At 33.5% G+C, this 26,576-nt stretch carries 21 protein-coding genes; 10 read left to right on the top strand and 11 right to left on the bottom strand.

The genetic code is table 11. The features are described 5' to 3' along the window. The first annotated feature begins 317 nt into the window (after positions 1–317). The 5 genes from ASC72_RS14095 to ASC72_RS14075 all read left to right on the top strand — a co-directional run bounded on the left by ASC72_RS14095 (position 318) and on the right by ASC72_RS14075 (position 6,030). Complete coding sequence (locus tag ASC72_RS14095) at positions 318–2,180, top strand: hypothetical protein (protein WP_056191759.1); 1,863 nt, start codon at positions 318–320, stop codon at positions 2,178–2,180. A 516-nt stretch (positions 2,181–2,696) separates the two neighbouring features. Beyond that, a complete protein-coding gene (locus ASC72_RS14090; RefSeq protein ID WP_056191758.1) occupies positions 2,697–3,557 on the top strand; it encodes an AraC family transcriptional regulator in 861 nt (286 codons plus the stop codon). Positions 3,558–3,870: 313 nt separating this feature from the next. Continuing rightward, positions 3,871–4,419 (top strand): nuclear transport factor 2 family protein, encoded by a 549-nt coding sequence (locus tag ASC72_RS14085; protein ID WP_056191755.1) that lies wholly within the window; start codon positions 3,871–3,873, stop codon positions 4,417–4,419. Between the two features lie 5 nt (positions 4,420–4,424). Continuing rightward, positions 4,425–4,811, top strand: coding sequence for a nuclear transport factor 2 family protein (locus ASC72_RS14080; protein ID WP_056191753.1), 387 nt, complete (start codon positions 4,425–4,427; stop codon positions 4,809–4,811). Between the two features lie 82 nt (positions 4,812–4,893). Continuing rightward, on the top strand, positions 4,894–6,030 hold the full coding sequence (locus ASC72_RS14075) for an NADH-dependent flavin oxidoreductase (RefSeq protein ID WP_056191751.1): 1,137 nt from the start codon (positions 4,894–4,896) through the stop codon (positions 6,028–6,030). A gap of 421 nt (positions 6,031–6,451) precedes the next feature. On the opposite strand, the gene ASC72_RS14065 is transcribed toward ASC72_RS14075, so the two are convergent. The 3 genes from ASC72_RS14065 to ASC72_RS14055 form a co-directional block, all read right to left on the bottom strand. Further along, on the bottom strand, positions 6,452–6,844 hold the full coding sequence (locus tag ASC72_RS14065; RefSeq protein ID WP_056191747.1) for a VOC family protein: 393 nt from the start codon (positions 6,842–6,844) through the stop codon (positions 6,452–6,454). A gap of 32 nt (positions 6,845–6,876) precedes the next feature. After that, the gene (locus ASC72_RS14060) at positions 6,877–7,626 is read right to left on the bottom strand and encodes a DUF6597 domain-containing transcriptional factor (protein WP_056191745.1); all 750 of its coding nucleotides are present in this window, start codon (positions 7,624–7,626) and stop codon (positions 6,877–6,879) included. A 358-nt stretch (positions 7,627–7,984) separates the two neighbouring features. Beyond that, positions 7,985–9,493 (bottom strand): ATP-binding protein, encoded by a 1,509-nt coding sequence (locus ASC72_RS14055; RefSeq protein ID WP_082564306.1) that lies wholly within the window; start codon positions 9,491–9,493, stop codon positions 7,985–7,987. 239 nt (positions 9,494–9,732) lie between these two features. On the opposite strand from ASC72_RS14055, the gene ASC72_RS14050 reads away from it, so the two are divergent. Together ASC72_RS14050 and ASC72_RS14045 are read left to right on the top strand one after the other, a co-directional pair. After that, positions 9,733–10,218 (top strand): response regulator, encoded by a 486-nt coding sequence (locus ASC72_RS14050; protein WP_157849280.1) that lies wholly within the window; start codon positions 9,733–9,735, stop codon positions 10,216–10,218. Positions 10,219–10,440: 222 nt separating this feature from the next. Further along, entirely contained in the window at positions 10,441–10,632 is a 192-nt protein-coding gene (locus ASC72_RS14045) for a cold-shock protein (protein ID WP_056191739.1), read from the top strand. 487 nt (positions 10,633–11,119) lie between these two features. Here the strand turns inward: ASC72_RS14045 and ASC72_RS14040 are convergent, their stop codons facing one another. Together ASC72_RS14040 and ASC72_RS24705 are read right to left on the bottom strand one after the other, a co-directional pair. Next, the gene (locus tag ASC72_RS14040) at positions 11,120–11,302 is read right to left on the bottom strand and encodes a hypothetical protein (RefSeq protein WP_056191737.1); all 183 of its coding nucleotides are present in this window, start codon (positions 11,300–11,302) and stop codon (positions 11,120–11,122) included. Between the two features lie 362 nt (positions 11,303–11,664). Next, entirely contained in the window at positions 11,665–11,790 is a 126-nt protein-coding gene (locus ASC72_RS24705) for a hypothetical protein (RefSeq protein ID WP_256380477.1), read from the bottom strand. 469 nt (positions 11,791–12,259) lie between these two features. Between ASC72_RS24705 and ASC72_RS14035 the strand changes: the two genes are divergently transcribed. The 3 genes from ASC72_RS14035 to ASC72_RS14020 all read left to right on the top strand — a co-directional run bounded on the left by ASC72_RS14035 (position 12,260) and on the right by ASC72_RS14020 (position 17,924). Continuing rightward, positions 12,260–15,376, top strand: a complete 3,117-nt coding sequence (locus ASC72_RS14035; protein ID WP_082564305.1) for a TonB-dependent receptor — start codon at positions 12,260–12,262, stop codon at positions 15,374–15,376. A gap of 624 nt (positions 15,377–16,000) precedes the next feature. After that, positions 16,001–16,747, top strand: a complete 747-nt coding sequence (locus ASC72_RS14030) for a YoaK family protein (RefSeq protein WP_056191735.1) — start codon at positions 16,001–16,003, stop codon at positions 16,745–16,747. An 841-nt stretch (positions 16,748–17,588) separates the two neighbouring features. Beyond that, positions 17,589–17,924 carry an SMI1/KNR4 family protein gene (locus tag ASC72_RS14020; RefSeq protein WP_056191732.1) on the top strand — a complete coding sequence of 112 codons (336 nt, stop codon included), beginning with the start codon at positions 17,589–17,591 and terminating at the stop codon, positions 17,922–17,924. Positions 17,925–18,866: 942 nt separating this feature from the next. Here the strand turns inward: ASC72_RS14020 and ASC72_RS14015 are convergent. The 6 genes from ASC72_RS14015 to ASC72_RS13985 form a co-directional block, all read right to left on the bottom strand. Then, positions 18,867–20,477 (bottom strand): serine hydrolase, encoded by a 1,611-nt coding sequence (locus tag ASC72_RS14015; protein WP_056191729.1) that lies wholly within the window; start codon positions 20,475–20,477, stop codon positions 18,867–18,869. Between the two features lie 1,082 nt (positions 20,478–21,559). After that, positions 21,560–22,099, bottom strand: coding sequence for a hypothetical protein (locus ASC72_RS14005; protein WP_131725818.1), 540 nt, complete (start codon positions 22,097–22,099; stop codon positions 21,560–21,562). Between the two features lie 122 nt (positions 22,100–22,221). Then, positions 22,222–22,983 (bottom strand): hypothetical protein, encoded by a 762-nt coding sequence (locus tag ASC72_RS14000; RefSeq protein ID WP_056191723.1) that lies wholly within the window; start codon positions 22,981–22,983, stop codon positions 22,222–22,224. A 68-nt stretch (positions 22,984–23,051) separates the two neighbouring features. Next, entirely contained in the window at positions 23,052–23,384 is a 333-nt protein-coding gene (locus ASC72_RS13995; RefSeq protein WP_056191721.1) for an import component protein, read from the bottom strand. 136 nt (positions 23,385–23,520) lie between these two features. Continuing rightward, the gene (locus tag ASC72_RS13990; RefSeq protein ID WP_056191719.1) at positions 23,521–25,440 is read right to left on the bottom strand and encodes a hypothetical protein; all 1,920 of its coding nucleotides are present in this window, start codon (positions 25,438–25,440) and stop codon (positions 23,521–23,523) included. 776 nt (positions 25,441–26,216) lie between these two features. Next, positions 26,217–26,567, bottom strand: coding sequence for a helix-turn-helix domain-containing protein (locus tag ASC72_RS13985; protein WP_056191717.1), 351 nt, complete (start codon positions 26,565–26,567; stop codon positions 26,217–26,219). Positions 26,568–26,576 lie beyond the last annotated feature (9 nt).

Raw genomic sequence — 26,576 nt, 5'->3', positions numbered from 1 at the left:
AGTGACCTCGACGGAACAAATGTCAAACTTTTTTATGGAAGATTTGGAACGTTTACTGCATATTCCTAAGCTAAAATTATGAAAGAGCGTGTTCTAATTTTTCTTTCCATTTTTCCCAATTAGGAGATAATGTATTTTGTAAATCATAGAATTCCTTGTTATGATTGTGATGTCTAAAAAGGGGAAATTTACCCTTTGGAATTGGGTGTATATCCTGCTGTTTTTCAGTTGAATAGTTGATAAGTTTGTCTCGTAATTTTAATATTAAACCGTATGCCGAAAAGGGAATAGAGTAGGTAAACAACAAGTTAATTATTATGAGAAATTTTATTAAAGGAAGACTTTTAGGACGTTTATGCGAAGACTGTGAAGAAAATGTCAGTCAGGTTAAAGTACGTTTGTACCTGCCTGAAAAGAGAACAAATGTTGAAGGTGCGCTAGCTGCTTCCGAAAAAGAAACATTTAGATTATTAACTCCACAGGAAGTTAAGGAGAAAGAAGGCAGATTAGTAGGTGAGGGTATGACTGAGGATTCGGGTGAATTCCTGATTGAATTAAAAAGAGATTATGCTGATTCAGCCTTAGAATTTGATTTTGAATGTGGTACAGTGCCTAAAGGGGCCCTGCCACCGAAAAAATTTCCAATAAGACAATTCCACGTTACTACATTTTATCCGAAATGGGATGCTGAAGGCCAGGCTACAGCAGATACCAGAATCGGACAATATTCTTATACGATTCCGAACAGATGGTGGTGCGAAATTAAAGGACGGTATTTTGATGTGTGGACTATCTGCGGAAAATTAGTAGACTGCAAAACCGGTAAGCCATTAATTGGAATTAACGTGATTGCCATGGATGCCGATTTTGTTACGGATGATGAGCTTGGTAGGGGATTAACCGATAATAATGGGCATTTTATCATTTATTACGATTCTCTCAAATTCAAAAAAACGTTTCTTTCACCAGCTTTCAATATTGAGACAGATATTACATTTCCTTTTGCCAGCGGTCCGGATGTGTATTTTCAACTCGAATATAACGGGCAGAGATTTGCCTTGGAAACTGCGGCTAATCGAAGAAACAATGTGGGATATTGCTTATGCGTGAAATTATGTTCTGATAAACTTATACCTGTTGATCCTCCGATCCCGCCTTCCTTTACCCATTTTGGACTGATACAGCATATTCCTATCCAGGCAGGAATCACAGATGGTAAAGCCAGTGGATTTGCATTCTTTTCATCCGTTAATATGGTGGGTTCTATCAGCAAAAAAATTAATGGAAACCCGATGCAATATCTATTTGAATATCAGGAGGTAGCAACTCCTGCAACAGCGCTTAATCCGGCAGGTTGGCATCCGGTTGTACCTAATATGATTGCTAAAACAAATATTGGATACTTGTGGACTCCTTCAGGAGATCCGGCAAATCCGTTTGATCAGGAGCCATACTATATTAATGGTACAGGAACAGAAAAAACAGTTACTTTTAACGGTAATTGGATTGAAGTACCTCAGGAATCCAATTTTGCACCGCATACAGATGCCCAAATATTATATTTGGACACCGAAACACTTACCGGTGTAACAAATATTGATATGGCAATGCCAACGTCAGGTATTGGGAATTCAACAGTTTCTGCTGCACGTCCTCATACTCTGAATCGTTATTTTGCGATTCGCATGAGACAAAGAGAAGGCAATAACAGTGCGACAGAACTTGTAGCCGGTACTTCTAAAGCCATTAGTATATACAATGTTATTTATAACAATGTAAACAAACACGGAAGTTGGGCTCCAGCAACTGTCAATGGCCAGCGTATAGCATTATCTCTGGATATACAGGAAATAATATCAGGCATGAGCGGATGCAGTAAAATAACAACGGCGTTGCATATAAAATATGGCGCTCGAAATGAAAATCTGGGTAGCGTTGGCCTTTCTATTATAGGTCCTCACAAACCAGGTCAAAGTTTTGATTTTAATCCTATTGCTCTTATGGCAGCTCCGGAAACTTTTGGGACAACAGAATTGGTGTTTACGCCTCCAACACAGACTGTCAATGATTTATTGCCTTGTGCTTATACAATCAAAGCAACAGCAACAGCAAATCTTACAAATGGTGAAGGCGGCGTAGGAACTTATGAAGATTTAGTTTCGTTCTGTAAAGTTGATTAGTTAAAGATGCCTTAACGGAATTATTACCAAAAAAAGTCCCAATCCGGAAATTTCGAGATTGGGACTTTTTTTGCCTAATCCCCAACTTTTGCACCTGATCCCTAATATATTGATTAATGATTTTTTAAATAAAAAAAGGCGCCAATTGAAGACAATTGGCGCCTTTTGGCTGTGGTGACCTCGACAGGACAAATTTCTATAAATTTTATGGAGGATTTAAAGAGGTTGGCTTACTGGAAGTAGAGACTGTCTTTATATGTCTTCAGTATTTTGGTTTGGATGTACTGTTGGGGATTGGTATCTTTTTTCTGAGGGTTAACTTATTTTATTTTTGCCTAATATTTTAAACATCAATTGTCTTTGGGACTAAAAGGGCAGAATATTTGGACTAAATAGAAAAATATATTTTTTACAATGCTTGTATCTTTGCAGTTGAGTCTATGCTATTTTAGGATAAATTTCAAAAGATTTTCTAGAACAAAATTATAACCGCTTTAGAGCTTGAACAGTTGTGGTATGAAAAAAATGATTAAAGTTCCAACTTCTTTAATTGGGTGCGATGCGCCGCAAAACTTTTTGATGTTAGATGGTTGTTCAGTAATTGAGCAGTGTATACACAGTACAGAAGTTAAAGGAATCATGTACCTAGAACAGCATTTGCTCCTTATTGTACTGGAAGGGTCCGTTGATCTTACTTATGGAAAGCAGGAATATAAGCTTGGAAAGAATGATATGATTTTGCTAAAAAAAGCAACTGCTGTAAAGTATCACAAATTCGGAAATAGTGAAAATGATAATATTTACGATAGTTTCATGTTCAGTATCAAAGATGATGTTCTAAAATCTTTTTTATCAACTTCAGAAATTAAGTTCTCAAAACCTGAAGGAGAAATTAAGACAGGAGTTTACCCAATGAATGAATGTTTGGTTGCATTTGCCCATTCTCTAAAGCCTTACTTTTTTGATCACTCTGTAGTTCATCCCGGACAGCTTCGCCTGAAGATTATGGAATTACTTTATGATGTTGCAGAATGCAACCGAAATATGTTTTTACAAATTCTCCAGTTGCACGAGCCTGTAAGAACTGATATCCGTAATGTAGTGGAACAGCATTATGCTTCACCAGTCTCTGTTGCTGAACTGGCTTATCTTTCCGGAAGAAGTCTGTCAAGTTTTAAAAGAGATTTTCAAAATATATACAATGTTGCACCAGCAACCTGGATCAGAGAAAAGAGATTGGAAAAGGCAAAAAATATGCTGGAAACTACTGCTTTGTCGGTTTCAGACATCTGTTATTCCCTAGGATTTGAAAACGTCTCTCACTTTTCAAGAATTTACAAAGAATTTCACGGGCAGGCACCAAGTATCTCTCGTTAGTGATTGCTGAAGCATAAATCAACTTCGATAAAATTTCAGTATTCAATTATTTGAATTAAAGTCCCATCTTATTCTCAATTTCTCACTAAAAAAGTTTTTATAACAAATCTTATTTAATTGAGAAACTTCCACATTGCATAATTTCCAATTCTATAAAAGGACTAATTAGTCAAAATCTTTGAGCTAATTAGAAAAAACTTCATGATTTGGTCATTGTACCTTTGTTTTAGAAATAGAGCACAACTATTCTGTCAGGCAGTAAAGTTCGTTATGCTCAAAGAATTAACAATATTCAACTAAAACAAAACGATTTATGAAAAACATTCCAGAACGAAAAAACGCAGTTCCAAGTTCCACAGATCTTAATACTAATGGCTTTAGGCAAGGCACTGGGAAAATTTCGAAAAAAATATTCTCCGTAGCTACTATCTCAGCATTAACAATTGGCGGTTTATTAGTTTCCTGTCAAGACAAAAATAATCAAAACAATAAAACAGAAGTTATGCAAAACAATCAAGAACAAAAAGAAGGTATCCTGAAAGCAATAGATTTATATGTAGAAGCAGGAAAAAAAGGTGATGGCAATATTGCAAAACCAGCATTTGCATTAACTGCAACAATGTCGTGGTCTGAAAATGGAGCATTAAAAAGTGTTCCTATCCAAGCACTATTTGATGGGTTTTCTGCCGCGAAGCCAATGGAAGCGAAGTACAAATTGACCACTCTGGATGTAGAAGGTAATGCAGCAATAGTGAGAATCGAATCTCAGTTTGGATCGGACAAATATGCAGATATGTTTACCCTGGTAAAAGACGGCAGCGATTGGAAAATCATTAGTAAAATTTATCAAATTAAAAAATAAGAATAATGGCAGTAAATCAAAATATAAATACCGTTCAGGATTATGAAGATGTCTTGGCGGCAATGGAAGGTTATGTTCATGGATTAAAAACAGGAAGCGTAGCAGAATTAAAGAAGACTTTTCATCAGGATGCGGTTATGTATGGTTATTTAGGTAATGACTTTTCACAAGGTAGTATAGATAATCTGTATACTTACGTGAAGAAATTTGGTGCAGCACCCAACATCGAAACCAATCTGACGGTTTTACACAAAACACCTACCACAGCAATTGTTCGCATTGAAATGGAACATGATGCAGCAGGTGAAGATTTCACCGATTATCATTCATTAATCAAAATTAATGGTGAATGGAAAGTTGTTTCAAAGCTTTTTCATCTATATACTAAATAATTAAAAATCATTTCGTTAAAGTTTTTACTGGGAGTATCGTTTTGCTTTCAGTGGAGCTCTGCGTTTAAAAATAAAATAACTAATGAATAAATATAATAAGTTGTTTGCTCCCTTGTTATTTGGGAACGGAATTAATTTGAGAAATAGAATTGTGATGTCGCCTATGACTACCTGGTCATCTAATGAAGACTTTACTATATCTGATCAAGAAATAGAATATTACAAAAAAAGAGTAAATGGTGTTGGTTTAGTAATCACAGGATGTACCCATGTTACAGCAAATGGCATTGGTTTTACCCACGAATTTGCAGGATATGACGATACTTTCCTTCCAAGTCTGAAGAAGTTGGCGGATGCTGCTAAAAATGGTGGAGCACCGGCAATTTTACAGATGTTTCATGCAGGCAATAAAGCAATTCCTGAACTTATCCCAGATGGAGAAGTGGTAAGTGCAAGCGCTGTCTCAAGTGGACCAATAGTACTTTTTGAAAAAGAAAATCTTTCAAAAGAATTGAGTGAAAATGAAATTCTGGAAATTATAAAGGCATTTGGAGAGACCACCAGAAGGGCAATTGAAGCCGGTTTTGATGGCGTAGAAATTCACGGAGCACACGGATTTTTGCTTCAAAATTTTATATCGCCTTTTTTCAATAATAGAAATGATCAATGGGGAGGTTCTCTGGAAAATCGTTTGCGACTTAGCCTTGAAATTTTAAGAGAAGTAAAAAATGTAGTTTCAAAATATGCTGATCGCCCTTTTCTGATAGGATACAGAATATCACCTGAAGAATTTCCACAACAAACTTATGGGCTTCCAGATACGTTCATTCTAATGGATAAGCTGATTGAAGAAAAGATTGATTATTTACATTTTTCGTTGCTGGATGCTGTCAATCAAAAAACAATTGATTCAGAGTTTTCTAAAGAACCTATATCAGTTGTACTAAACAATTATGTTAACAGCAGAGTTCCTGTTCTGGTTGCCGGAGGTATTACAACACCAGCAATGGCTGATCAGGTTGTAGATTATGGTGTTTCTATGGTGGCAATCGGAAGAACTTTGATTGTTAATCCTGATTGGGTAGAATTAACCCAAAATGGAGAAGAAGATAAAATCACTTCAATTCTTAAACTTAATACAGTGGAAGAGAAAAAAATCCCATCAAAATTAATTACAATATTCGAAAAACTAGAAGGATGGGTACAAGTTGAAGCTTAATGTAATCAATAGCGAAAATAAAGATTTATAAAATAAAAATCAGTTGGTTGATGGTTTTGAGATTACTTTATATAAATTATATAAAAAAGGCGCCAATTGTCTTCAATTGGCGCCTTTTGGCTGTGGTGACCTCGACAGGACAAATTTCTATAAATTTTATGGAAGATTTAAAGAGGTTGGCTTACTACATGTAGGACATGTCTTTGTATGGCATCAACAATTTGGTTTGGATGTTCTGTTGGGGATTGGTATCTTGATTGGTCATATGAGAATGAGTGATTGATTTTTTTTCTATTTAAAATTTATTGATCTATTTTTTCAAATATCCAATTATAAAAACTCAAAATATAGATCATTTAAAGTATTCTTAACATGTCTTGTATAGAGACTTTGGCTTCCAAAATTACCTAGTTGTCCGTTTTTATAGTAGGTCTGAATACAATTCGAATAAATTGTTCTCCGGGTCTCTAAAATGTGCAACTCTAATTCCCCAAGCGGTCATATCTTTTGGCTCTGTCAGGAATATTACACCTTTATCTTGCAGGGAAGTATATGTTTCATCGACATTGTCCACTTGAATTATGATTGCGATTTTGTCTTGCAGAATTTCGTTTTCCCTGACCTCGCCCTTGTTTATGGCGCTACTCATTAATTCTGCCTTAAACAACGCAAGTACTGATGTACCCCCAACGGTGAAACTAGCATAATTTTCTCCAAGTTTGCCCCAATTACATTCTAAACCAAGGATGTCATTATAAAAAGTGAAGCACTTGTCAAAGTTGTTTACTAAAAGTCTAATGTTACTGAATTTCATTTTGTTGCTTTTTAAATTATTTAGATGCAAAACTACTTTTCGTTCATCGTCGTTAATTGTAAAAATCGGTCGTTTTTGTTTTCAAACAATTCTGTTGGTTTGTTTCCTGTATATTTTTTTAAGTCCTTGATAAAATGTGACTGGTCAAAATAATTTTGTTCAGGATAAAACTGTCCTTTCTTTATATGTTTAAATGCATCATAACATTTTAGAATCTTGCAGTATGATTTTAGTGGAACACCAAATCTGTCTTTGAAATATCGATTAATTTGTCGGGTGCTCCAAAAAACCTGTTGAGAATACCATTCTACAGTCTGTTGCCCTTGGGTTTGATACAATAAGTTAAATAAATTCTGTTTTTTTCTGTCGATGCTTTTTTTCGCACTCAGAATTGAAATCATAATTTTATTTAATTCTTCAGTAACGCTTTCTAAATCTGTAAATGATAATTGGTCTATTTGCCAAAAATCCGGATCGCGTGTTTGCTCGCTATTACAAAAAGGCGAAATTTTATGTTGCAAAATATAATCGACCGCTAATAATTTAAACCGTATTCCGAAAAGTTGCTGATTTGGTTCAATGGAAACTTCAACTTGTTTAGTCCAAAGTCCTGTTAGCGAAATCCCTTCCTGTTTGTAATTGTTAAGCGACACAATAAGGTCAAAACATCCATCGGGCAAAATTGTAAAGTCAAGTTGTTGAGTTGTTGAATTATCAAACCACCAATACTCCTTAACGAAATTGGTTAGTAATTTGTCAGGCTGAAACTCTTTATATATCATTCCGCTTTTTTGGGTTAAGTTTGTTTCGGATGCCTTTTACAAGTAGGGACATATCTTTACATCTTGCCGTTTTTGAAAATTTTGTAGCAGAGTATTTACGGGGCATCAAAAATAAGATTAAAATCACAAATTCTGCTGCATTCATAAATAGCTAAAACTCTATTATCACCTTTATAGGTAAAAGCATATTTATATTTCTCTATTACTGCCCTTCAAGTTAGCCTACATAACAATACAGGCAAAATTGTTTTTGCTAAATTATGTAAAATAATTTGGCTTAGTATGTGGTACTAGTATGAAATCATATATTATATTAACACTATAATGCAATTCTAGCCGTAAGTAACAATAGTTATTTCTAGATTTTTTCAGTAGCTTGTTTTAGGGGGAGGGTAACTATGAATTCAGCACCGTTTTCTTTTTCTCCTTTAGCCATTATAGTTCCACTATGCCTGTTAATTATCTTTTGGCAAAGTGCCAGGCCAATCCCATTGCCCTCGTATTCATTCTTGGAATGAAGTCTTTCAAAAGCATTAAATATTTTGTCTGCATAAATAGGATCCAGTCCAATACCATTGTCTTTGAAGGAAATTTCAATAGATTCAACCGAATTGATAGTCTTTAGTGTCGATGTAATAATAACTCTGGGAGGCTGGTTGGCTTTTGTGAATTTGAGTGCATTTTGGATAAGATTATAAAATAGCTGATGAATGAGAATAGATGCTCCCTCCATTTCAGGAAGATCGCTTATGATTAAAATGGCATCTTTTTCTTTTATTATAAGCTCAAGATCTGTTTTGATGTTCTCCAATAGATCGTTTAGGAAAATCTTTTCAACTGGTTGAGTGCTTTTGTCCATAGTAGAGTAGGCAAGGAGTCCTTCAATAATGCATTGCATACGAGTTGCAGAATGGGCAATTTTGTTTAAGTGCATAACAGAACGGTCAGGTAACTGGCCGGCAATCTCCTTTTTTAAGAAGGCATTGAAGATTTTAATTTTCCTGACCGGTTCCTGAAGATCATGGCTCACCACATTGGCAAAATGAAGTAGATCATCATTAGATCGTCTGAGCTCCGAGGTGCTTTCTTCGATCTTTCTTTTGAGTTCAACTTCAAATTCTTTTTGGTCATGTATATCCTGTACAACTCCTAAAATTGTTGATGGATCACCCTTTTCATCTTTTATGATTTTTCCAAAAACCTTAATCCATTTCTCGGAGTTGTCTTTCTGTATAATTCTGGCTTCGTAGCAGACTATTCCGTTTTCCAGGGCATCTTTATGAGCTTTTTCCCGAAGGTGGCGATCGTCAGGGTGCAGTTTTGCTACCAGTGCTTCTATAGTAATTTCAGAGTCGATGGACCAGAGCTTTTTAAAATTATCAGAAGTTTTAATCTTGTTTGTTGTAAGGTCGACTTCATATGTTCCCATACCACAAGCTTCTATTGCCATGCTCAGCATTTCATCAGAATTTACTATTTGACTTTTTGCTTCATGTAATTTAGTTACTTCTATGCAGGTATGTACTACGCCATAAACAACTCCCTTTTCATTGCGAAGAGGGGTAAAATTATAATTAAAAAAATGTGGTTCGCATACTCCCTTTATAAGGATGTCAAGTTTTCGGTCGTTGGCCTGAAAAGGTATTCCCGTTTTCATTACCCTGAGAATTTCTTCGCTAATCGAATCTTTATGAAAATCAGCAATGATATCGGCGATTTTTTTACCAATAACCTGCTCGCCGGTATTCCATAAATTACGCATGGCGGGATTAGCAAAGGAAATTACTAAATCGTCAGTACAATAAACTGCAGTGGGCAGTGGAGTATGTACTAATATATCTTGTAGAAAAATTAAATTATTATGCACATCTATTAGCTTTATGGTTTATGCTAAAGTAGTGTGCTGCCTAAAAAGTCATGTTATATGATTTAATACTAATGATTGCACAACTTCAATATAATTAATTCCCTAACGGTTATGTTCTGTGAATGTTAAAAATGTATATATTTTAATATTATTGCTTTGTTGAAATTTTATTAAACATTTATAGTACTTTTGGCAATTATAAAAACCGCTTCAATATGATAAGTTCTAAAAATTCAGCCATGACTTCTAATGAACTAGAAGGAAAAGAACCAGTAAAAATTATATTGGCTGAGGATGATCAGGATGATCAGGAATTATTTATGGAAGCGCTTAATGCAACAAAAGTCCCTTCTGAAGTTATTACGGTAGAAAACGGGGAGGAATTGGTTAACACCTTGAAAGATCCGGCTGAACCAAAACCTGATATCGTTTTTATAGATATAAATATGCCCGTTAAAGGAGGCAAGGAGGCACTCGAAGAAATAAAGAGCGATCAGGAACTTAAGGATATCCCTGCAGTTATGCTTTCTACTTCCAATCACCCCAATGATATTGAAGAGACTTTTAACAAGGGAGCAAACCTATATATACAAAAACCAAGTTCTTTTACCGGCTTTATTCTCATTCTGAAAAAAGTATTCATTCTCCATTGGACAAAGGCTTTAATAAATCCGGTTAAAAATATATTTTTTGTTTCTGAAAAGAATATTTCTCATAAGGATTAAATAATAATCTTTCTTTTTGCGTATCATGATTAGATGCGCTTTCATCCTTATTGTTGCGCCGATATCATTCTCTTTTCCAATAGAAGTCCTCTTTAAACCTCTATTTTTTTCTACAATGAGGTTGTCTTTGAGATGTAGAATTATATGAATGTAAAATAAAAATCTCAATTTCAGTAACTTCTCATTTTAAAGCGGTACATTTGAGCAATTAAATACATTAAAATGCAAGAAGGTACAGTAAAATTTTTCAATGAAGAAAAAGGATTCGGATTCATAACTCCAAGTAATGGAGGAAACGAAGTTTTTGTTCATGTTTCAGGTCTATCAGAAAACATTCGTGAAAACGATGAAGTACGCTATGACATTGAAGAAGGCCGCCGAGGTCCAAACGCAGTAAACGTAGTGATAGCATAATATACTATAACGGTTAACTTATAAAAGGCATCTGTATTCAGATGCCTTTTATTGTTTATGTACTTTTCGCCATTATATTAACATGACCAATAACTTGCTGCTTTAGCAATTTTTTGATCTAAAACTTTTACAGAAACATCAAGCGACACATAGGGAAATAAAATTGACTTTTTAAAGTTTCGAATCTAAACTCGTCAATGCTTGATTTTACTGAGCTTCTAGTTTTTCAAAATAGATCGTGTCACGATTCTGCCACAAAACTTAAAGTATCTTTTCTGCCCTTAGTAATGATCTTTGAATTTGTATCTTATAGGTACTTTAAAAGCATTTTATATTATTTAATAGTGCAAAACTAATTTCTGTAAGTGTAATTAGCAAAATATTTTAAAGCATTGTTTTTGTTTTAAGTTTTCTTCTTTTAACACCAAAGCTCTTGTGTTCTGTGTCCACTTTTAGGTATGAAATCTAGAACACTGTGGTACTTTACTTATGGCTGATCTTCTATTAGAGCTAAAATTTCCGCAATAGTATTGGTTGTATAAATTTCTTGGCCAGATTTGAACTTAATTGTATTTGTTCCCTGTTCGTCATCTTTTGGTACCACGTAAAGTATTTCTTCAACTAGTACCAAAAGAGTTGGACTTCCATAGTTTAATGTGATAAATTTCATATTTTATTTTTAAGTTATTAAGTAATAAAATCTCACAAAAAAATACAAAAATTATATTTTTGTGTGAGATTTTATTTATTGTTTAACATATAGATTTACTCTTTGAAGCTACGGGTAAATTGGAATCAGATAATGGCCTCACTGCGATACAGGTCCTTTTTGCGAGGGCAGGTCGATATTATTCTGCGGAAAGGACTTTCAAAGCTTTTTCAGCTGCCTTATATGTTCATCAGCCTGTTACCTACACATTCGAACTCTAAATTGGCAAAGGTTTATTTTGCTGGATTTCTAATTTTTCAGATCGTTTGTGCCACGATTTTGCCAGAAAACTTATTCTGTTGACAATTTAGATAATAAGCAGTTTAACAGGCATTGCTTTTAATGGTAAAAAAGGTATCCACTCCAAAACCAATGTGCCACGATTTTGCCACAAAACTTAAAGTACTTAAAATTTTAAATTTTTCTTTTATAAAATTCTTTTGACTCATTGGAACTGACTTTTATGTGGTGTGGAATCACCGTTCTGAAAAAGACATGGTAGCAGCTATGCTTAAAAATTTGATAAAAGAAGATTTTGATTAGATCGCCGAAATTAATCCAAAGCAGTTCTAAAAAAAAACATAATCAAGTGATTGCTTTTAAATTATTGAAAATAATGTAGTTTTTTAACAAAAAGTAAGGATTTTGTCATACTTTTATAATTCGAAACTGTATTGTTTTTGGTGTAGTCTTAATACAATGGCATGAATAACGTACAAACAATTGCTAAGAAAACCGATCCTAAAATATTGAAAAAAGAAAACTATTTTACGTCGCCCTTAATTTTTGTTCTTTTAAAATAGATTTCAAGAATAAATATAATCCTCATTTTTTATAATTATAAAGTTTTCAGAAATACTTTATACACCTTTTTTGCTTTTCCATTCAAGATTAAAATAAGTAACAAATATAAAAATTATGAAAAACGATTTATTGACAAACAGAATGTTCTTTCGACTCAAAAAAGCAACCTTTCCCTTATTTATTGTAGTTGTTATTTTGACTGATGTTAGTGTAAAGGCTGCAGAGAATTCAGACAGCAAAAAAAACAGAAACTCAACTTTTAAAAACAAAGAAATTGATCTTGTAAAAGGAAAAGTTACCGACGAGACTGGCGCTTCCTTACCTGGTGTTAGCGTTTTGGTAGTTGGTACCAAAAAAGGAGCCGTAACCGATATTGACGGAAATTATGTTATTGAAGCCAAAATTGGTGATGTTCTGCAATTTTCGTATGTAGGTTTAGAAACAAAAACCATAACTGTCAATGGAACTGTTGTAAATATTACATTATCGGGAGGAAGTGGTGAAACGCTGCAAGACGTCGTTGTTATTGGCTCGCGTAATCCTACCAGAACAGTAACAGAATCAGCCGTTCCTATCGATGTAATTGCAATGAAAGATATTGCCACGCAAGGCGCACAAACCAATTTAAATCAGATTTTGAATATGGTGGCGCCCTCGTTTACTTCCAATACCCAAACGGTAGCTGATGGAACTGACCATCTTGACCCTGCGCAATTAAGAGGTTTAGGCCCTGATCAGGTATTGGTTTTATTAAATGGAAAAAGAAGACATACCTCATCATTGGTAAACATTAACGGGACGCCGGGAAGAGGATCTGTAGGGACAGATCTGAATGCTATTCCGTCTTTTGCCCTTGATAAAATTGAAGTTTTAAGAGATGGAGCTTCTGCTCAATATGGATCAGATGCGATTGCGGGCGTGATCAATCTTAATATAAAAAAAGACACTAAAAAACTCGATATCAATCTCTTTTCAGGAAGTAATTTTTCGAGAAATGCGAACGATCACAGAGGCGGTAATGACGGTAACCATTATCAATTGGATCTAAACTATGGTACAAATTTAGGTAAAGAAAAAAGCTTTATTAACTTAACAGGAAGCTTACAATTACGCGATGCAACAAGCAGGGCTAATGATGCAACAGGTACAATTTACAATGCTTATAACGCTATTGAACAAAGAGCTTCGGAAGACGGAATTAATATCAATTCTCTTTTTGGAAATATTTCTAACACACCCAATTCTACTCAAATCATCAATACAATAAAAGGATATGCGCCGCAAGTAAGCTACTTTACAGGGGCACAACAAACTGCGATCAGCAATGCGACCACTATTGCGCAATTGCAAACCGCTTTAAACTTTGATGCCACCGATGGAGAACTGGCGTATAGAAATCTTGAAAGAAAGAATTTTAATATGAGAATCGGTCAGTCTTCGTTTGAAAGTGTTCAGTTCTTTTTGAATGCTGCTTATCCTATAAATGACAAATTGGAAGTTTATGTATTTGGAGGAACCAGTTACAGAGAAGGTGAATCTGCCGGCTTTTACAGAAGACCTAATCAATCCAGATCGTACACAGGCTTGTATTTAGATGGTTTTTTACCTGAAATTCATTCGACAATAAATGATCTTTCTGCTGCGACAGGGCTAAGAGGAACTATTTTCAAAGATTGGAATTTTGATTTGAGTAATACGTATGGTCGAAATGCCTTTGATTATAATATAGAAAACACCGTAAATGCAACCTTAAGAGAGGGCTCTCCCAATGAATTTGATGCTGGAGGTTTGCGTTTTACCCAAAACACTACGAATTTTGATATGAGTAAAAAATTCGGTACACTAAACGTTGCTTTTGGTGCTGAATACCGTTATGAAACATACGGAATTAATGCCGGGGTTCCTGATTCTTACAGTCAATATGATATAAATGGAAATGTCGTTACAGGAACAACTCCAGCCAATATTCGGGTTACTGACTTCTTTGGCGCTGCAAGGCCTGGAGGAGCTCAGGTTTTTCCGGGATACAGAGCAGAAAATGCAAAAGAAGAAAACAGAAACAGTTATGCTTTTTACACAGATTTAGAATGGGATATTACCGATAAGTGGTTATTGAATGGCGCTGTTCGTTTTGAAAATTATTCTGATTTTGGAAATACAACCAATTATAAAATAGCAACTCGTTATAAATTAACAGACAATATCAATTTACGTGGTGCTATTTCAACTGGATTTAGAGCGCCGTCTTTACACCAAATTTATTACGAATCAACAGCTACGCAATTTACAGGAGGCATTCCTTTTGAAGTAGGAACTTTCAGTAATGATTCTAAAATTGCCGAACTTCTGGGAATTCCTAAACTGAAACAGGAAGAATCTACAAGTTACAGCGCCGGATTTACGGCTAAAATTCCTTCTGCCAATATTACCATAACTGCCGATGCTTATTACATAAAAATAGACGACAGGGTTGTACTTACAGATCAATTTACTCCAACACCAGTAACGCAGCCTTTATATGATCAGGCGGGTGCAAATGCGGCAACTTTCTTTGCCAATGCCATCGATACCGAATCAAAAGGAATTGATGTTGTGATTACCAACAAGCTTAACTTAAATGAAAATATGACTCTGAAAAATGATTTATCAGGAACTTTTTCCAAGACCCGTCAGGTAGGACAAATTCATGCCTCACCAGTCCTTGAAGCTGCAGGTCAGGTAAATACTTATTTTTCTGAATCATCCAGAATTTATTTGGAAGAAGCCATACCAAGAGTAAAAGTAAACCTGACCAACAATCTTACTTATAAAAAATTAGATTTCTTTTTGAGAAATGTTTATTTTGGAGAAGTTACAGATCCAAACGTCGCGGATGTAAATGGTGATGGTTTTGTAGGCGCAACTATTGTAAATGGTAAAGCCGTAGAAAATGAGCATCCTGTTTGGGGAGGTAAAATTATTACTGATTTTTCTGTTGGTTTTAAAATTTCTGCTATTACCAAAGTCGTAATTGGTGCCAATAATATTCTTGACATTTATCCGGACAAAAATTTAGGGCCACAAACGGCAAGAAGAGCTAATGGTGTTGATGCAGGTGGAAATGTCACGTATGCCCCGGCCGCAACTGCTATCGACTTATCCAATCAAAATCAATTTGTATATTCCAGAAATGTATCTCAATTTGGTCAAAACGGACGCTTTGTTTTTGCGAGATTGAGTTTTAGTTTCTAAATTTTTATAATTTATTTGCCAAGAGAGACCGTCAGCATTCAATTGCTGACGTTTTTTTTATACAGTTTCGTCAAAAAATCAAACTTATATCTTTGTAATCAGAACTGTTATTCAACTTGGAAGTGAAGGTTGAGATAGATGGTGAATTGTTTTTACATTGAAACGCCTTCAGTTCCAAATTATAAAATGGTTTGGAGCTAATTGAGAATTATATTTTGAGTGTTTTCAGATACAATGTCTCTCGACGTAGAACCAGCACTACATGGGAATAAACGATTTTCTGAAGGAACTGGATACTAGGCAACAAACTCAACTATAATTAAATTAAAGTTTAACTTTTAAGGATATATTCAAAATTGTACGTATTTTGGATCAGGATGGTAATATTTCAATTTTTTGAAATACCATTTAAAACTATTGGTGAATTACAAGAGTTTATTGCAGTATTTAGTAATAAAGAAAAATCTAACAGATGCGATTACTTTTTTAGCTAATAGTTAAGATCAATAGATCGTTTATGTACGACACCATTTTTTTGCTGACGGTTTATGTCTTACTTAGTTTAGTGGAATCTTACCGTTCAGTGATAATTATAATTTAAGAATTATAAAATAGTAAAATACAATGTTCAAACATCATGGAAACAAAAGAAATCTAAGACATAATCTTAAAATTGCCTCTTTATTATCGTTTGTGGCAGGATTGGTAAATGTAGCGGGTTTTTTGGCAGTTCAAAAATTAACAACCAATGTTACAGGACACTTTGCTTTTTTTGTAGATGAGATTTTTAAACTTAATTTCAAACAGGGATTTATTTACTTTTTATATATTTTCTTCTTTTTCTTGGGATCTTTTTTTTCAAGTTTACTGGTTGAGTTTCTCTTGCGAAGAAATGAAAAATACACTTATGTAATTCCAACAGCAATTGAAAGCATAATTTTGTTAGGGACTGCTGTCTTTGGAGAGCATTTAATTATACGGAATCCTGACTTTATAGCCTATACCTTATTATTTGCAATGGGTTTACAGAATTCTTTGGTAACAAAAATATCTAATGCTACTGTAAGAACAACACACCTGACAGGTCTTTTTACAGATTTGGGAATCGAATTGTCCCAACTGTTTTTTTATCATGAAGATTCCTTTAGAAAAAAGCTGTTTGTATCGATAAATCTACGAATGACCATTATCAGTTTTTTCTTTATAGGGGGAATAACAGGTGGAATTTTTTATTCCAATATGGGATTACATGTTTTATTAATAGGAGTTATGGCTTTGCTTTTAGGACTCTTATATGACAGGATTAGGTTTAATGCTGTTTTATTGGAAAGGAAGTACAGAAGGCGTATAATGCAGTTTAAAAGCAAATAGCTTTAAAATATGGTAGCAGGTTTAATGTTACTGATTAAAAAATCAGTCTATTTTTTTGACTTGCTCAACGGTAGCGGAAGATTTAAGTAATAATGAAATGATAAACTATTTTCTAAATGAGATATCATTATTTGCCTTTGAATAGCAGTTGAAAATAATCTAGAAGAACATAAAACTTAATTTCTGTTCCTCATTATTGGTGTTCTAATACTGTTAAGTTATCGAACGCTAAATTTGAATTTGTCTTATTTTAGTGTAAACACTTATTTGTTACAGTTTTTTCTTTATTATAATATGATTGTAAAAAAGAAAAATACAGCAAAAAACAATTCAAACTCATTTGTTAATAGGTATAAAAAAAATGGCGCCAATTGGCGCCATTTTGCTGTGGTGACCTTAATGACAATTTACAAATCATTTATGAATGATTTGAAGAAATTGGCTTATTTTCAACTTAATCATAAGATAATTGCTTTTGTTTTTTGTTAAGAAGCGCTTTGTATGTATCGTAGAAGTTAAATGTTAAAAAATGTAAAACAATAAGAATGTTCTAGTTTAGTAAATAAATTATACTACAATTAAATCAGAACATATAATTTAGTATTTAATTGAAGAATCCAAATAAATTTTTAATAAAATTAAATAATAATTCTGAGAATATTCAGATCACAATTAGATGATCATATTAGCTAATTTGAGTTACAGATAAAAATATTTAAGCTCACTCATTGATTGTTGTTTCACTGGAGCTAAAAATGATTTATTTCCCTATATTTGATTTTATTGGCAACTGCCGTGGGAGAATAATGCATTTAAATGAAAAAGTACAAGCAAAAAAACTATGAGGAAGTTAACTTTAAATGATCGCTTTTTACCGCATCAATACAGTAGAATTGAAAATGAAGCCGGTATAAAAATTCCTGATAATATTAAAGATTTTATTTCAGAATATGCAGATTTGTCAGTAAAGGAAAATAAGTATATAAATAGTGATGGGAAGTTGTTTGAAATTTCACAATTTAGAACTTATAAGATGATGTACGATTTTGTTAAAGAATTCAAAGAACAAGGTTTGGGAAAAAAACTACCTTTTGCAATAGATAATGGAGGCTGGGTTTTTTGTATATCATTTGATGATGAATCAATTGATAAATATTATTATACCAAATGGAAATAGAGTGGAAAACAAAAAAAGATACTTTTGAATTAGTCGCTAATAGCTTTGAAGATTTTATAAATAACTTGCAAGAAGAAACAAAAAGCAGTCTCTAAAAACTGAAATGATACATCGATAGATGAGAAGGAAGCTAAAATTATTTTGGAATTACTATATTTAGTATCAATAAATTACGATAAACCAAGAGAGAAAAAAATCCTATATCCTTAACAGGATTTCGAACCATCGTTCAGCTTCTATTAAATCTCAGATAAAGTCACTTTTAGGCTGTTTATTTCAAACAGACTAAGGATTCCTTTTGAAAAATTAGAACCATAAAATATTTGATCGTAAAGGCTCAAAAAATCTACAAATTAATGTATAAAAAAAGAGACAACTATTTACTAGTTGTCTCCTTAAGTGACTTACTGAACAATTTACAAACCATTTTTTGAACGATTTAAAGAAATTAGCCTATTTTCAAGTGAATTTGTAAGATAATTATTTTGAATTTTTATTCAAGAGAGGTTTGTATGTATTGTAGGGGTTAAATGTTAAAAAAGTTAAAATTAAAATTTTTGATTAAATAAAGTCAAGTAAAAAACATCTACTTGAGGAAAAGTAATGCTTCATAGAATTATACCTTGATCAAGTAAAATTAAACTATTATCATTAAATTATTCAAGTCAAAATTTGATGACAATTTTATTTTTTTCACCCATGGCTAAGGTTTAGAGTGGAGAGGATGATTCGAAACCTAAGCATTTGCCCCATGACTAAGTTGCATTTATAAATATTTATTAAGTTGTGTGCCATGATTTAGTCAAGAAAGTTAAAAACGTATAGAATTGCAACATATTAGTCTTTAATTCGCCTTAGCTTTTTGTGGCAGAAATAGTATCAAGTCCATCATTGTTCGTGCTACGCACGGCAACGAATCCCTTAGCTGTTGTAGGCTGTTTTTTAACTTTTCTTGAAAATTTTGTATTTTGGTTTTTCGTAATCAGTTATGTCCAAAATAATATCATAAACGCCTGTTAAAATTTCTATACTATTTCCTTTTGGCATTATTCCGTCGCTCATATCTTTTCCAAAATTTAAAGTCCAATCGTCATTAAAACGAAATTTAAGCTCTCCTGTTGTTAAAGTCACATTTTTAATTGTCCAAATTCCTTTTGTTTCAGTTTCAAAAAGTTTTGCATCAGGACCTTCCCAGCCTTTTTCTGTGGCACTTCCTACAATTCCCCAAGAAGGAAATATTTTTTTTGCTTTTTTTAGTTGATTTCCTATATGAAAATTTAATGACTCTATTTGTGAAGTCTTGTTTCTTTCAAAAATTACATCACCCATTAATTCTTCAGCGTAAAATAAATTTTCTTTTACAGGATATAGAATAGTTGTGGGCCCGTTTCCACTTTGCAATTTTAATTTATTGTTTTCAATTGTAAGGTAAATTACAAAATTGTTTTCTACTTGATAAGTTCCCACATATTGCTTTAAAGTTTCTGAGCTTATGTTGGCTACAATTGGAATTTTATAATCTTTATTATACAAATTATACAAAGTTTTCATAATAGCATAAGTGGCAGTGTTTAAACCTCTTTCTGTATTTGTAAGCAGTATAATGCAGATATCATCTTCGGGAATTTGAACAAAATTGCTACAAAAACCAGCTCCATAACCACTATGACCAACTGTCATTTTTCCAAACATTGGCATTATAATCCAACCATAACCATAATTTTTTTTGAAAGGTGTATATGCTTTTTCTAAATTTTTTTTAGAGATAATTTTGTAATTTTTTAGTCCATTATAATATTTGTTTAAATCTTCAACAGTTGAGTATATTCCACCAGCTGCAAAAGGCATAGGTGGATCATAAACAATCGATGGTTTTTGTTCTTTTTCAGAAAAAATCTCATAGCCAATGACTTTATTTTCACTTTTTAGATTTTTAAAAGCAAAACCACTTTGCTTCATTTTCAATGGTTTAAATATGTATTTTTCAACTGCTTTTTCGTAACTTATTCCAGTAACTTTTTGAATTATATAGCCTAGAAAATAATATCCCGAGTTAGAATAACTCCAATCAGTTCCAACTGGAAAATCCAAAGGTTTTGTTTTTTGAAATTCAATAAATGATTTTTCCGTTTGGTCTTTCATATCATTTCCTCTGGTATAGTCATAAACTCCAGAGGTATGGGTTAACAAACTTTCAATTGAAATAGCACTTGCATCGGGATAATCTGGATAGAACTTTGAAAGTTTATCCTGTAATGAAAGTTTTTTTTCTTCTACTAATTTTAAAATTACCGTTGCTGTAAAAGTTTTTGTTATGGAATATATTTGAAAAATGCTGTTAGCGTTATTTTCCTTTTTTAAATCTACATTTGATAATCCATAACCTTTATTTAGTAAAGTTTCTCCTTTTTCAGAAATAAAAACAGAACCGTTAAATAGATTTTGTTGATTGTAAAATTCAAAAAGTTGTTCTAATTTTTCTTTCTTACTTTGTGCAAAAACCAATTGTGTTATAAATAATAAAATAAAAGTGATTGATTGAATTGATTTCATTTTTTTTTGATTTTTTATTGAATTCTAACTAACGGTTTGCCCTTTGCGACAGTTGCGTAAATTTATAATAAAAGATTACAAATAAAAATTCCTAACTGAATTTTTAAGCAAAATTCAGAGCACAAGCCAAGCCAACACATCCAATAATATCCTGCTTTATTTTATATAGAGTAAATAACTTTACTGAAGCAAGTTTTATATTTGAACATGTCTATAACAGTTTTTGCATTACAGTCCTTTTAATTCTAAAAAAAAATAGACCATTCAGCTACGTAAATTATTATGTGATTCATGTTTACAAATCTTTGTCTTTTTCATTAAAAAAAATTATTACTACAGCATTTGCCATTTTTTTTTAAGAAACTCAAAATTTCTACAGCTTATTCCAAAGTAATATTGATTCCTTCATCATTAAGCATTTTTTTGAGTCTTCTGAGGGTGTAATTTTCCTTTGACCTTTTCTTCTTGAGATTCCATAAACGTAAATTATTGTTAATATAAAGATAAGGAATTTCTACAAGTATCATATTTACAGGCTTTGGAAGCGGTTTGAATCCAATAAGGACAACTCTATAGGACACCCAAACCATTATTTTTAGAGGTATTAACTGGTTAAATAGATAGGAAAAGGCCAAAAAAAAAGCTAAAACTTTCGTTTTAACTTTTTTTTAAGAGTGACCTCGACCAGACAAATTTCTATAAATTTTATGGAAGATTTGAAAAGATTGGCCTACTACTGGTAAAAAGATGTCATTGTAGGGCTTGAACAATTTGGTTTGGATGTCCTGTTGGGGATTGATTTAAAATTGTATAACTTTTAATTTCTTTATTTCTTTATTTCTTTATGATGGAATATATTAGCGTCGAACCTAACTTTTTTAACCTGATATTGCTGGAATTATATTTTCTAAATAACCATGTGACACGATTTTTCAAAAAACTTAAAGTGTTGAATATTGTTAAAATTACCTTGACTTTTGTGGCAAAAATGTTACCTATTCCAAAATTTTCATAATACTAAGCTGCATGCGTTTTTTTACTGTAAACAAGCTCTGATATTCTAAATGGGGTAGTAGGATAGTTTAAAAATTTTTCACTTGGATTCCGTGTTTTGCAGCATATGGAAGTGCCAGATCCCGTAATTTTTTATACCTGCGGGCAAATTCACGTGCATTATCGGTATCTATTTTTAAAATAGCTTTGTCAATTTCTTCCTTTGACACTTTCTGGTCCAGCAGGCGCGCTGTTTCAAGATAGTCGGTTTGGTATTTCTTTTTTACGAAATTAAAGAGATCCAGCGAGGCGTTAATCATAGGAGCCGTTTCATCTGTGGGTTTTAAATCTTTAATTTTCTCTATTGCTTGTTGCAGATATGGAATTTTAAATCGAAGAATATGATCCTCATATGATTTGGCAACAAAAGTGTTTTTATCATCAAAAGCCATGAGTTGGCCTCCATTTTTATCCTGCTGCATTCTTTTAAAATCCCCGGAGCCAAACTCAAAGAAAATGTTCGTGTTCAGTGTGGTAATATCGAAATACTCCTCGGGCGTATTTTCCATTTTACAGGATTGAAAGATAAGAAACACCAAAGCGACAAGAAGGAGTGTCTTTGTTTTCATTTGGATGGTATTTGTATAGTGAATTTGTAAGCAGCTGTAATCAACTATTTAGTATAATAGGTTATAGACAAACTGACTCATAAACAGCATGATGCTTAGTATAAATTGTACCATGCTTATTTTTATTGACCTATTTCTAGTTGAAACAAGGCCATTGCCGATTTCTGGCTACCCTTATCTGCTCCTGTATTCCACAGTTCTTCTGCCTTTTTTTGGTCTCCCAGAATGTAATAATAAGAACCCAATACAGTGTAGCCTTCCGGTTCACCTTGTGCAATAATTTTATTTCCCAAAGCAATGAGCTGTTTATTAGCAGGTTTTACTTTTTTATTTTTTTCAGGTTTCAAGAGAGATCCCAATCCCTGATCCTGAATTAAAAGTATTCCGAAATAATCCAGACAGGCTTTTCCAAGTCCTTTATTGCACAGCACGCTGATTTTTTCGGTATAAGAGTCCTTAATTTTCTCAGCCAGCATAAAATCAAGTGCTTTGGAAGTGCCGGTAAGCTTATAATATTCATATAATAAAGCTGCTTTATTTTGAGACACGGCGGCATCTTTTCTATTATCTGTGGTTAGAGTATCTTTTCTGACCCAGGTTTTATTTTCAACCCAGCTCGAAACTCCTAACAGCGTCTTCCCTTTTATTTTAAATTTAAAAATGCTTTTATCCGGATAGATAATAAGGGAGTCTGCCTTGGTAAAATAATCACCGGTCCCCAAGCCGGCGATATTTACTTTACCATCGCCATCAAACTCAAAAAATGAATACATATTAGAATCAGACCCTGCTTGATAGTACCCCTGTATTTTATTATCTATAACCTGACTGTTTATCAGATTAGAGAAGAGAAGCAAGATTCCAAGTAAGTAACTGGTTTTCATAAGTAACGGTTTATGGTTAAATGACAGAAAGCCAGTATGAACTATTCGATCATACTGGCTAAATAATTTTATTTAATGAAGTCAAATTTGTCAGTAAATAATTTTCCTACTACAGGTACAGGAACTTCCTGCTCATTGTTAGCATTAATGATTCCCATAATCCATAACACCAAAATACCAAGCTGTAATAAACTTAAAATACTTGCAAGAGTGGGTACAATAACAGCAATAATAGTTAGAGCAACTGCAAATAGTATACCTAAGATTGCAATTCCTAATCCCTGTTTAAGATGGAATCGGGTTAAAGAATCTTTTACAGTTAATTTGTTGTAATTTACATAAGCGATAATCCATCCGATTATTGTAATATACGAAAGGATCGATAATGTTTTCTTGTTCATTGATTTAGTTTTAAATTCAATTCAAAACTACATCTATTGAGTTGTCAAATAACAATAAGGGCATATACAAACTATCTACATAACGTTTTTTGGGCATATATTTTCTATCTACAAGAACGCTAAATATAGCCTGCCATTATTCTAAAGATGTAATATAAGAATCCAAATCTGTTTCACGGTCCAGATTTAATTTCTGTTTGATGCGATATCGGGCCATTCGCATACTTTGTGGCTCAATATTCATTAGATTGGCAATCTCTTTAGTACTTAGTCCTAATTTGATATAACCGCAATATTTATAATCAAGTTTGGTAAGTGTGCCGGATGCTTTTTCTTTTAACGTTGAGAAAAAGACCGGATTTGTATTCTCGAGGCTTGTTTTTAATAATTCAAATTCCTCGTCTACTTCCATGCTTCTATCTATTGTTTTGGCAAGCGTATTAATATCAGCATATTTTTCTGCTTTCATTTCAGATAATTTAGTTTTAATGTCTTTTAAAACTTCATTTTTCTTGTCCAGCTGAAGATTATTGGTCATTAATTTCTGTTGCAGCTTATTATTTTGCTCTTCATTCCATTTTTTCTCCTGAAGGGCAATGCGAAGTTCTTTCTCCATAAGCTCCGATTCCAATACGGCAATAACTGTTTCTTCCTCTTTAATTTTAGATAAAAGTATTGCCTCTTCATTTGCTTTCTGAAGCAGCAGGTTATTTTTTATATAGGATTTCTGGCGGTAATGGTAGGAGCGCAGCATAAATAAAAAGGTAAAAAATACAAAAATTAAAAGTGCAGTAAAAAGGTAGTTGATTTTTTGGCGTGATGAAAGGTTTTCCTGCAGCATTGCAATTTGCTGTGATTTTTTTTCAGTTTCAAATCGCACCGAAGCATTGTACTCTTTGGCTCGGTTTTCCTTTTCGGTCATAACCCTGACTGCTTTGTCATACTGTTCGAAATACTTTCTATAGGCGCTAAAATCATTTTTAAGCTCGGCGAGATCCATGTAGTTTTTATAGAGAAGGGCACGGTATCTGGAGTTAACAGTCGGATTTTTTGCAATGATCATCTCAATGTTCTGCAATACTTTTTCAATATTCGGTATGTCACTTAAATTGGTGTAGAACTGTGCCTGCTGTCCGTACATCACCATGAGCTGTACAGGAACATTGATCTTCATGCATACCTGTTTTGCTTTGTTCAGATAGAATAAAGTTTTGTCTGGTTGCGATTCAAAAAAGTGGTATAGATAAAGGTTTGACAAATTCAGGCAGGTCCTGCCGTATGAGGCGTTGATAGTGCCTTTTTTCTGCTCTTTTTCAAACAAGTAAATAGCTTTTAAATAATAAGACTCAGCGATTTTTAAAAGCTTCGGGTCTGCAGGGGACTTTTGCTCTGCGCTCCTTACAAGAAATAGTGCCCAACTGGTCGAAGCATTGGCAATATTAATCGCATTGTGGCTTTCATAACTTAATTCCAATGCTTTTTTATTGTATTTCCGGCTGAATTTCAAATCATTATTGTCGCTGAAACTGGCCCCCAGATTTTCATATCCATTTACCAGTTTGTCGTATCTTATTTTCTGTTTTTCAAAATAAGCGAGCGATTTAAGCATATGGTAGATATATTTATCTGTAATGCCAACGGCCTCGTGTCTGTAGGCAATGGCATAACCTGCGTATGCAATAGCCTTAGGATCCCGCGAACGAACGGCCAGCAGATAGCTGGAATCTGCATATTTTACCTGCAAAGGTACATTGTCCTGATACCTCGCAACATCCGCCAGGGCTTCATACGCAATGGCCTGCTGATCCAGAGCTTCTTCATTTCGTGCTGCTGTAAGTGCTGACTGCGCATACTGATATGCTTTGATTGTATCAGTTCTTCTAAAATGACAGCTCAGTTCGCACAGATACTCCACCTTTTGTTCTAAAGTCAGATCCTTTTTACTAGTTAAAGTGAGCAGTTCCTCTTTGGAATGCTGCGCCGTGCAATGCAATGAGAGAATGAAAAGCAATAAGGCAGGAAGTACTTTGGAAAGCTTTAGAGTAATAAAATTCATGTAGTGGTTTTGGTTGGATAACAGATAAAAAAAAAGTACGGATTGCTGGTGTAAATATACATTTTAATTATCGCACCGAAATAATATCCATGACGGGTTTTATGCTTGCAGCTAAAGGGGGTCCTGTTGCATCAATAACTTTTATCTTTAGAATTTTAAACCCATCGAAAAATGAATACGAAAGGTCATTGCTATCCAATTCTATCATTCTGCAGGCAGTATATTTTAAGCTTAGGTTTACTTTAGGTTATCAGGATGTTGGATAAATAATGAGGGTTAGGGCTGTGATTGTGATTGTGCCAGAATCCAACGCTGGGTTTATAAGTTTACATCTTTCATTGAATCAGAGATGAAGAAGAGAAAGGTCAAAGTGGGGGCAAGCTGGAGATTGGATGAAACCTATATCAAAGTAAAAGGTATTTAATATTAGTTTTTTAGGTTTGATATTGTTTTTTGGAGCTCTTCCCACTATTCGTTACAATCTTTTGTGCCGAACTCCGGCACAAAAGGATTTCCACTGCTATCGGGGCTAGGGCTGCTGGAGGAGCCCTGTTTTTTGACTAATAAAAATAAGAAGGTTATATAAAAAATGGCGTCAATTGTCTTCAATTGGCGCCATTTGGCTTGTTTGTGACCTCGACGGGACAAATTTCTATAAATTTTATGGAAGATTTGAAGAGATTGGCTTACTATGTTTAGTGTTTGTCTTTTAATGGCTTTATAAATTTGGTTTTGATGTCCTGTTGGGGATTGATGCAATTTAAACTTTTGACGAATTAACTTTCCTGAAAAATTTTCTTCTTGTGGTTTAATCCCCAATCTTTCATAGCATAAATAATTGGTGTTAAAGTATCGGCATAGGGTTCCAGGCTATACGTTACTTTGACCGGATAATCGTTTGTTATGACTCTTTTGATCAATTGGTGCTGCTCAAGTTCCTTAAGTTCTTTAGAAAGAACTTTTGGTGTTAGTCCAGGAATACTTTCCTGAATTTCTGTAAATCGGCTATTGCCTACACCTACTGAAATAATAATGGATAATTTCCACTTCCCATTAATTACTTCTAGCGTGTCCCTTACAGGTTTTACGGTATTGAGGCACTCGCAGTATGGTTTCTTTTTTGACATTGCAAATTG

This window comes from Flavobacterium sp. Root420 (assembly GCF_001427905.1).
In the GTDB taxonomy this organism is placed as follows: Bacteria; Bacteroidota; Bacteroidia; order Flavobacteriales; family Flavobacteriaceae; genus Flavobacterium.
This window is presented reverse-complemented; position numbering and strand designations above follow the sequence as displayed.

Excerpts from the sequence above, each read along its gene's own strand:
- ASC72_RS14095 (WP_056191759.1), top strand. The coding sequence starts at position 318 with ATGAGAAATTTTATTAAAGGAAGACTTTTAGGACGTTTATGCGAAGAC.
- ASC72_RS14090 (WP_056191758.1), top strand. The coding sequence starts at position 2,697 with ATGAAAAAAATGATTAAAGTTCCAACTTCTTTAATTGGGTGCGATGCG.
- ASC72_RS14085 (WP_056191755.1), top strand. The coding sequence starts at position 3,871 with ATGAAAAACATTCCAGAACGAAAAAACGCAGTTCCAAGTTCCACAGAT.
- ASC72_RS14080 (WP_056191753.1), top strand. The coding sequence starts at position 4,425 with ATGGCAGTAAATCAAAATATAAATACCGTTCAGGATTATGAAGATGTC.
- ASC72_RS14075 (WP_056191751.1), top strand. The coding sequence starts at position 4,894 with ATGAATAAATATAATAAGTTGTTTGCTCCCTTGTTATTTGGGAACGGA.
- ASC72_RS14065 (WP_056191747.1), bottom strand. The coding sequence starts at position 6,844 with ATGAAATTCAGTAACATTAGACTTTTAGTAAACAACTTTGACAAGTGC.
- ASC72_RS14060 (WP_056191745.1), bottom strand. The coding sequence starts at position 7,626 with ATGATATATAAAGAGTTTCAGCCTGACAAATTACTAACCAATTTCGTT.
- ASC72_RS14050 (WP_157849280.1), top strand. The coding sequence starts at position 9,733 with ATGACTTCTAATGAACTAGAAGGAAAAGAACCAGTAAAAATTATATTG.
- ASC72_RS14045 (WP_056191739.1), top strand. The coding sequence starts at position 10,441 with ATGCAAGAAGGTACAGTAAAATTTTTCAATGAAGAAAAAGGATTCGGA.
- ASC72_RS14040 (WP_056191737.1), bottom strand. The coding sequence starts at position 11,302 with ATGAAATTTATCACATTAAACTATGGAAGTCCAACTCTTTTGGTACTA.
- ASC72_RS24705 (WP_256380477.1), bottom strand. The coding sequence starts at position 11,790 with ATGAGTCAAAAGAATTTTATAAAAGAAAAATTTAAAATTTTAAGTACT.
- ASC72_RS14035 (WP_082564305.1), top strand. The coding sequence starts at position 12,260 with ATGAAAAACGATTTATTGACAAACAGAATGTTCTTTCGACTCAAAAAA.
- ASC72_RS14030 (WP_056191735.1), top strand. The coding sequence starts at position 16,001 with ATGTTCAAACATCATGGAAACAAAAGAAATCTAAGACATAATCTTAAA.
- ASC72_RS14020 (WP_056191732.1), top strand. The coding sequence starts at position 17,589 with ATGAGGAAGTTAACTTTAAATGATCGCTTTTTACCGCATCAATACAGT.
- ASC72_RS14015 (WP_056191729.1), bottom strand. The coding sequence starts at position 20,477 with ATGAAATCAATTCAATCAATCACTTTTATTTTATTATTTATAACACAA.
- ASC72_RS14005 (WP_131725818.1), bottom strand. The coding sequence starts at position 22,099 with ATGAAAACAAAGACACTCCTTCTTGTCGCTTTGGTGTTTCTTATCTTT.
- ASC72_RS14000 (WP_056191723.1), bottom strand. The coding sequence starts at position 22,983 with ATGAAAACCAGTTACTTACTTGGAATCTTGCTTCTCTTCTCTAATCTG.
- ASC72_RS13995 (WP_056191721.1), bottom strand. The coding sequence starts at position 23,384 with ATGAACAAGAAAACATTATCGATCCTTTCGTATATTACAATAATCGGA.
- ASC72_RS13990 (WP_056191719.1), bottom strand. The coding sequence starts at position 25,440 with ATGAATTTTATTACTCTAAAGCTTTCCAAAGTACTTCCTGCCTTATTG.
- ASC72_RS13985 (WP_056191717.1), bottom strand. The coding sequence starts at position 26,567 with ATGTCAAAAAAGAAACCATACTGCGAGTGCCTCAATACCGTAAAACCT.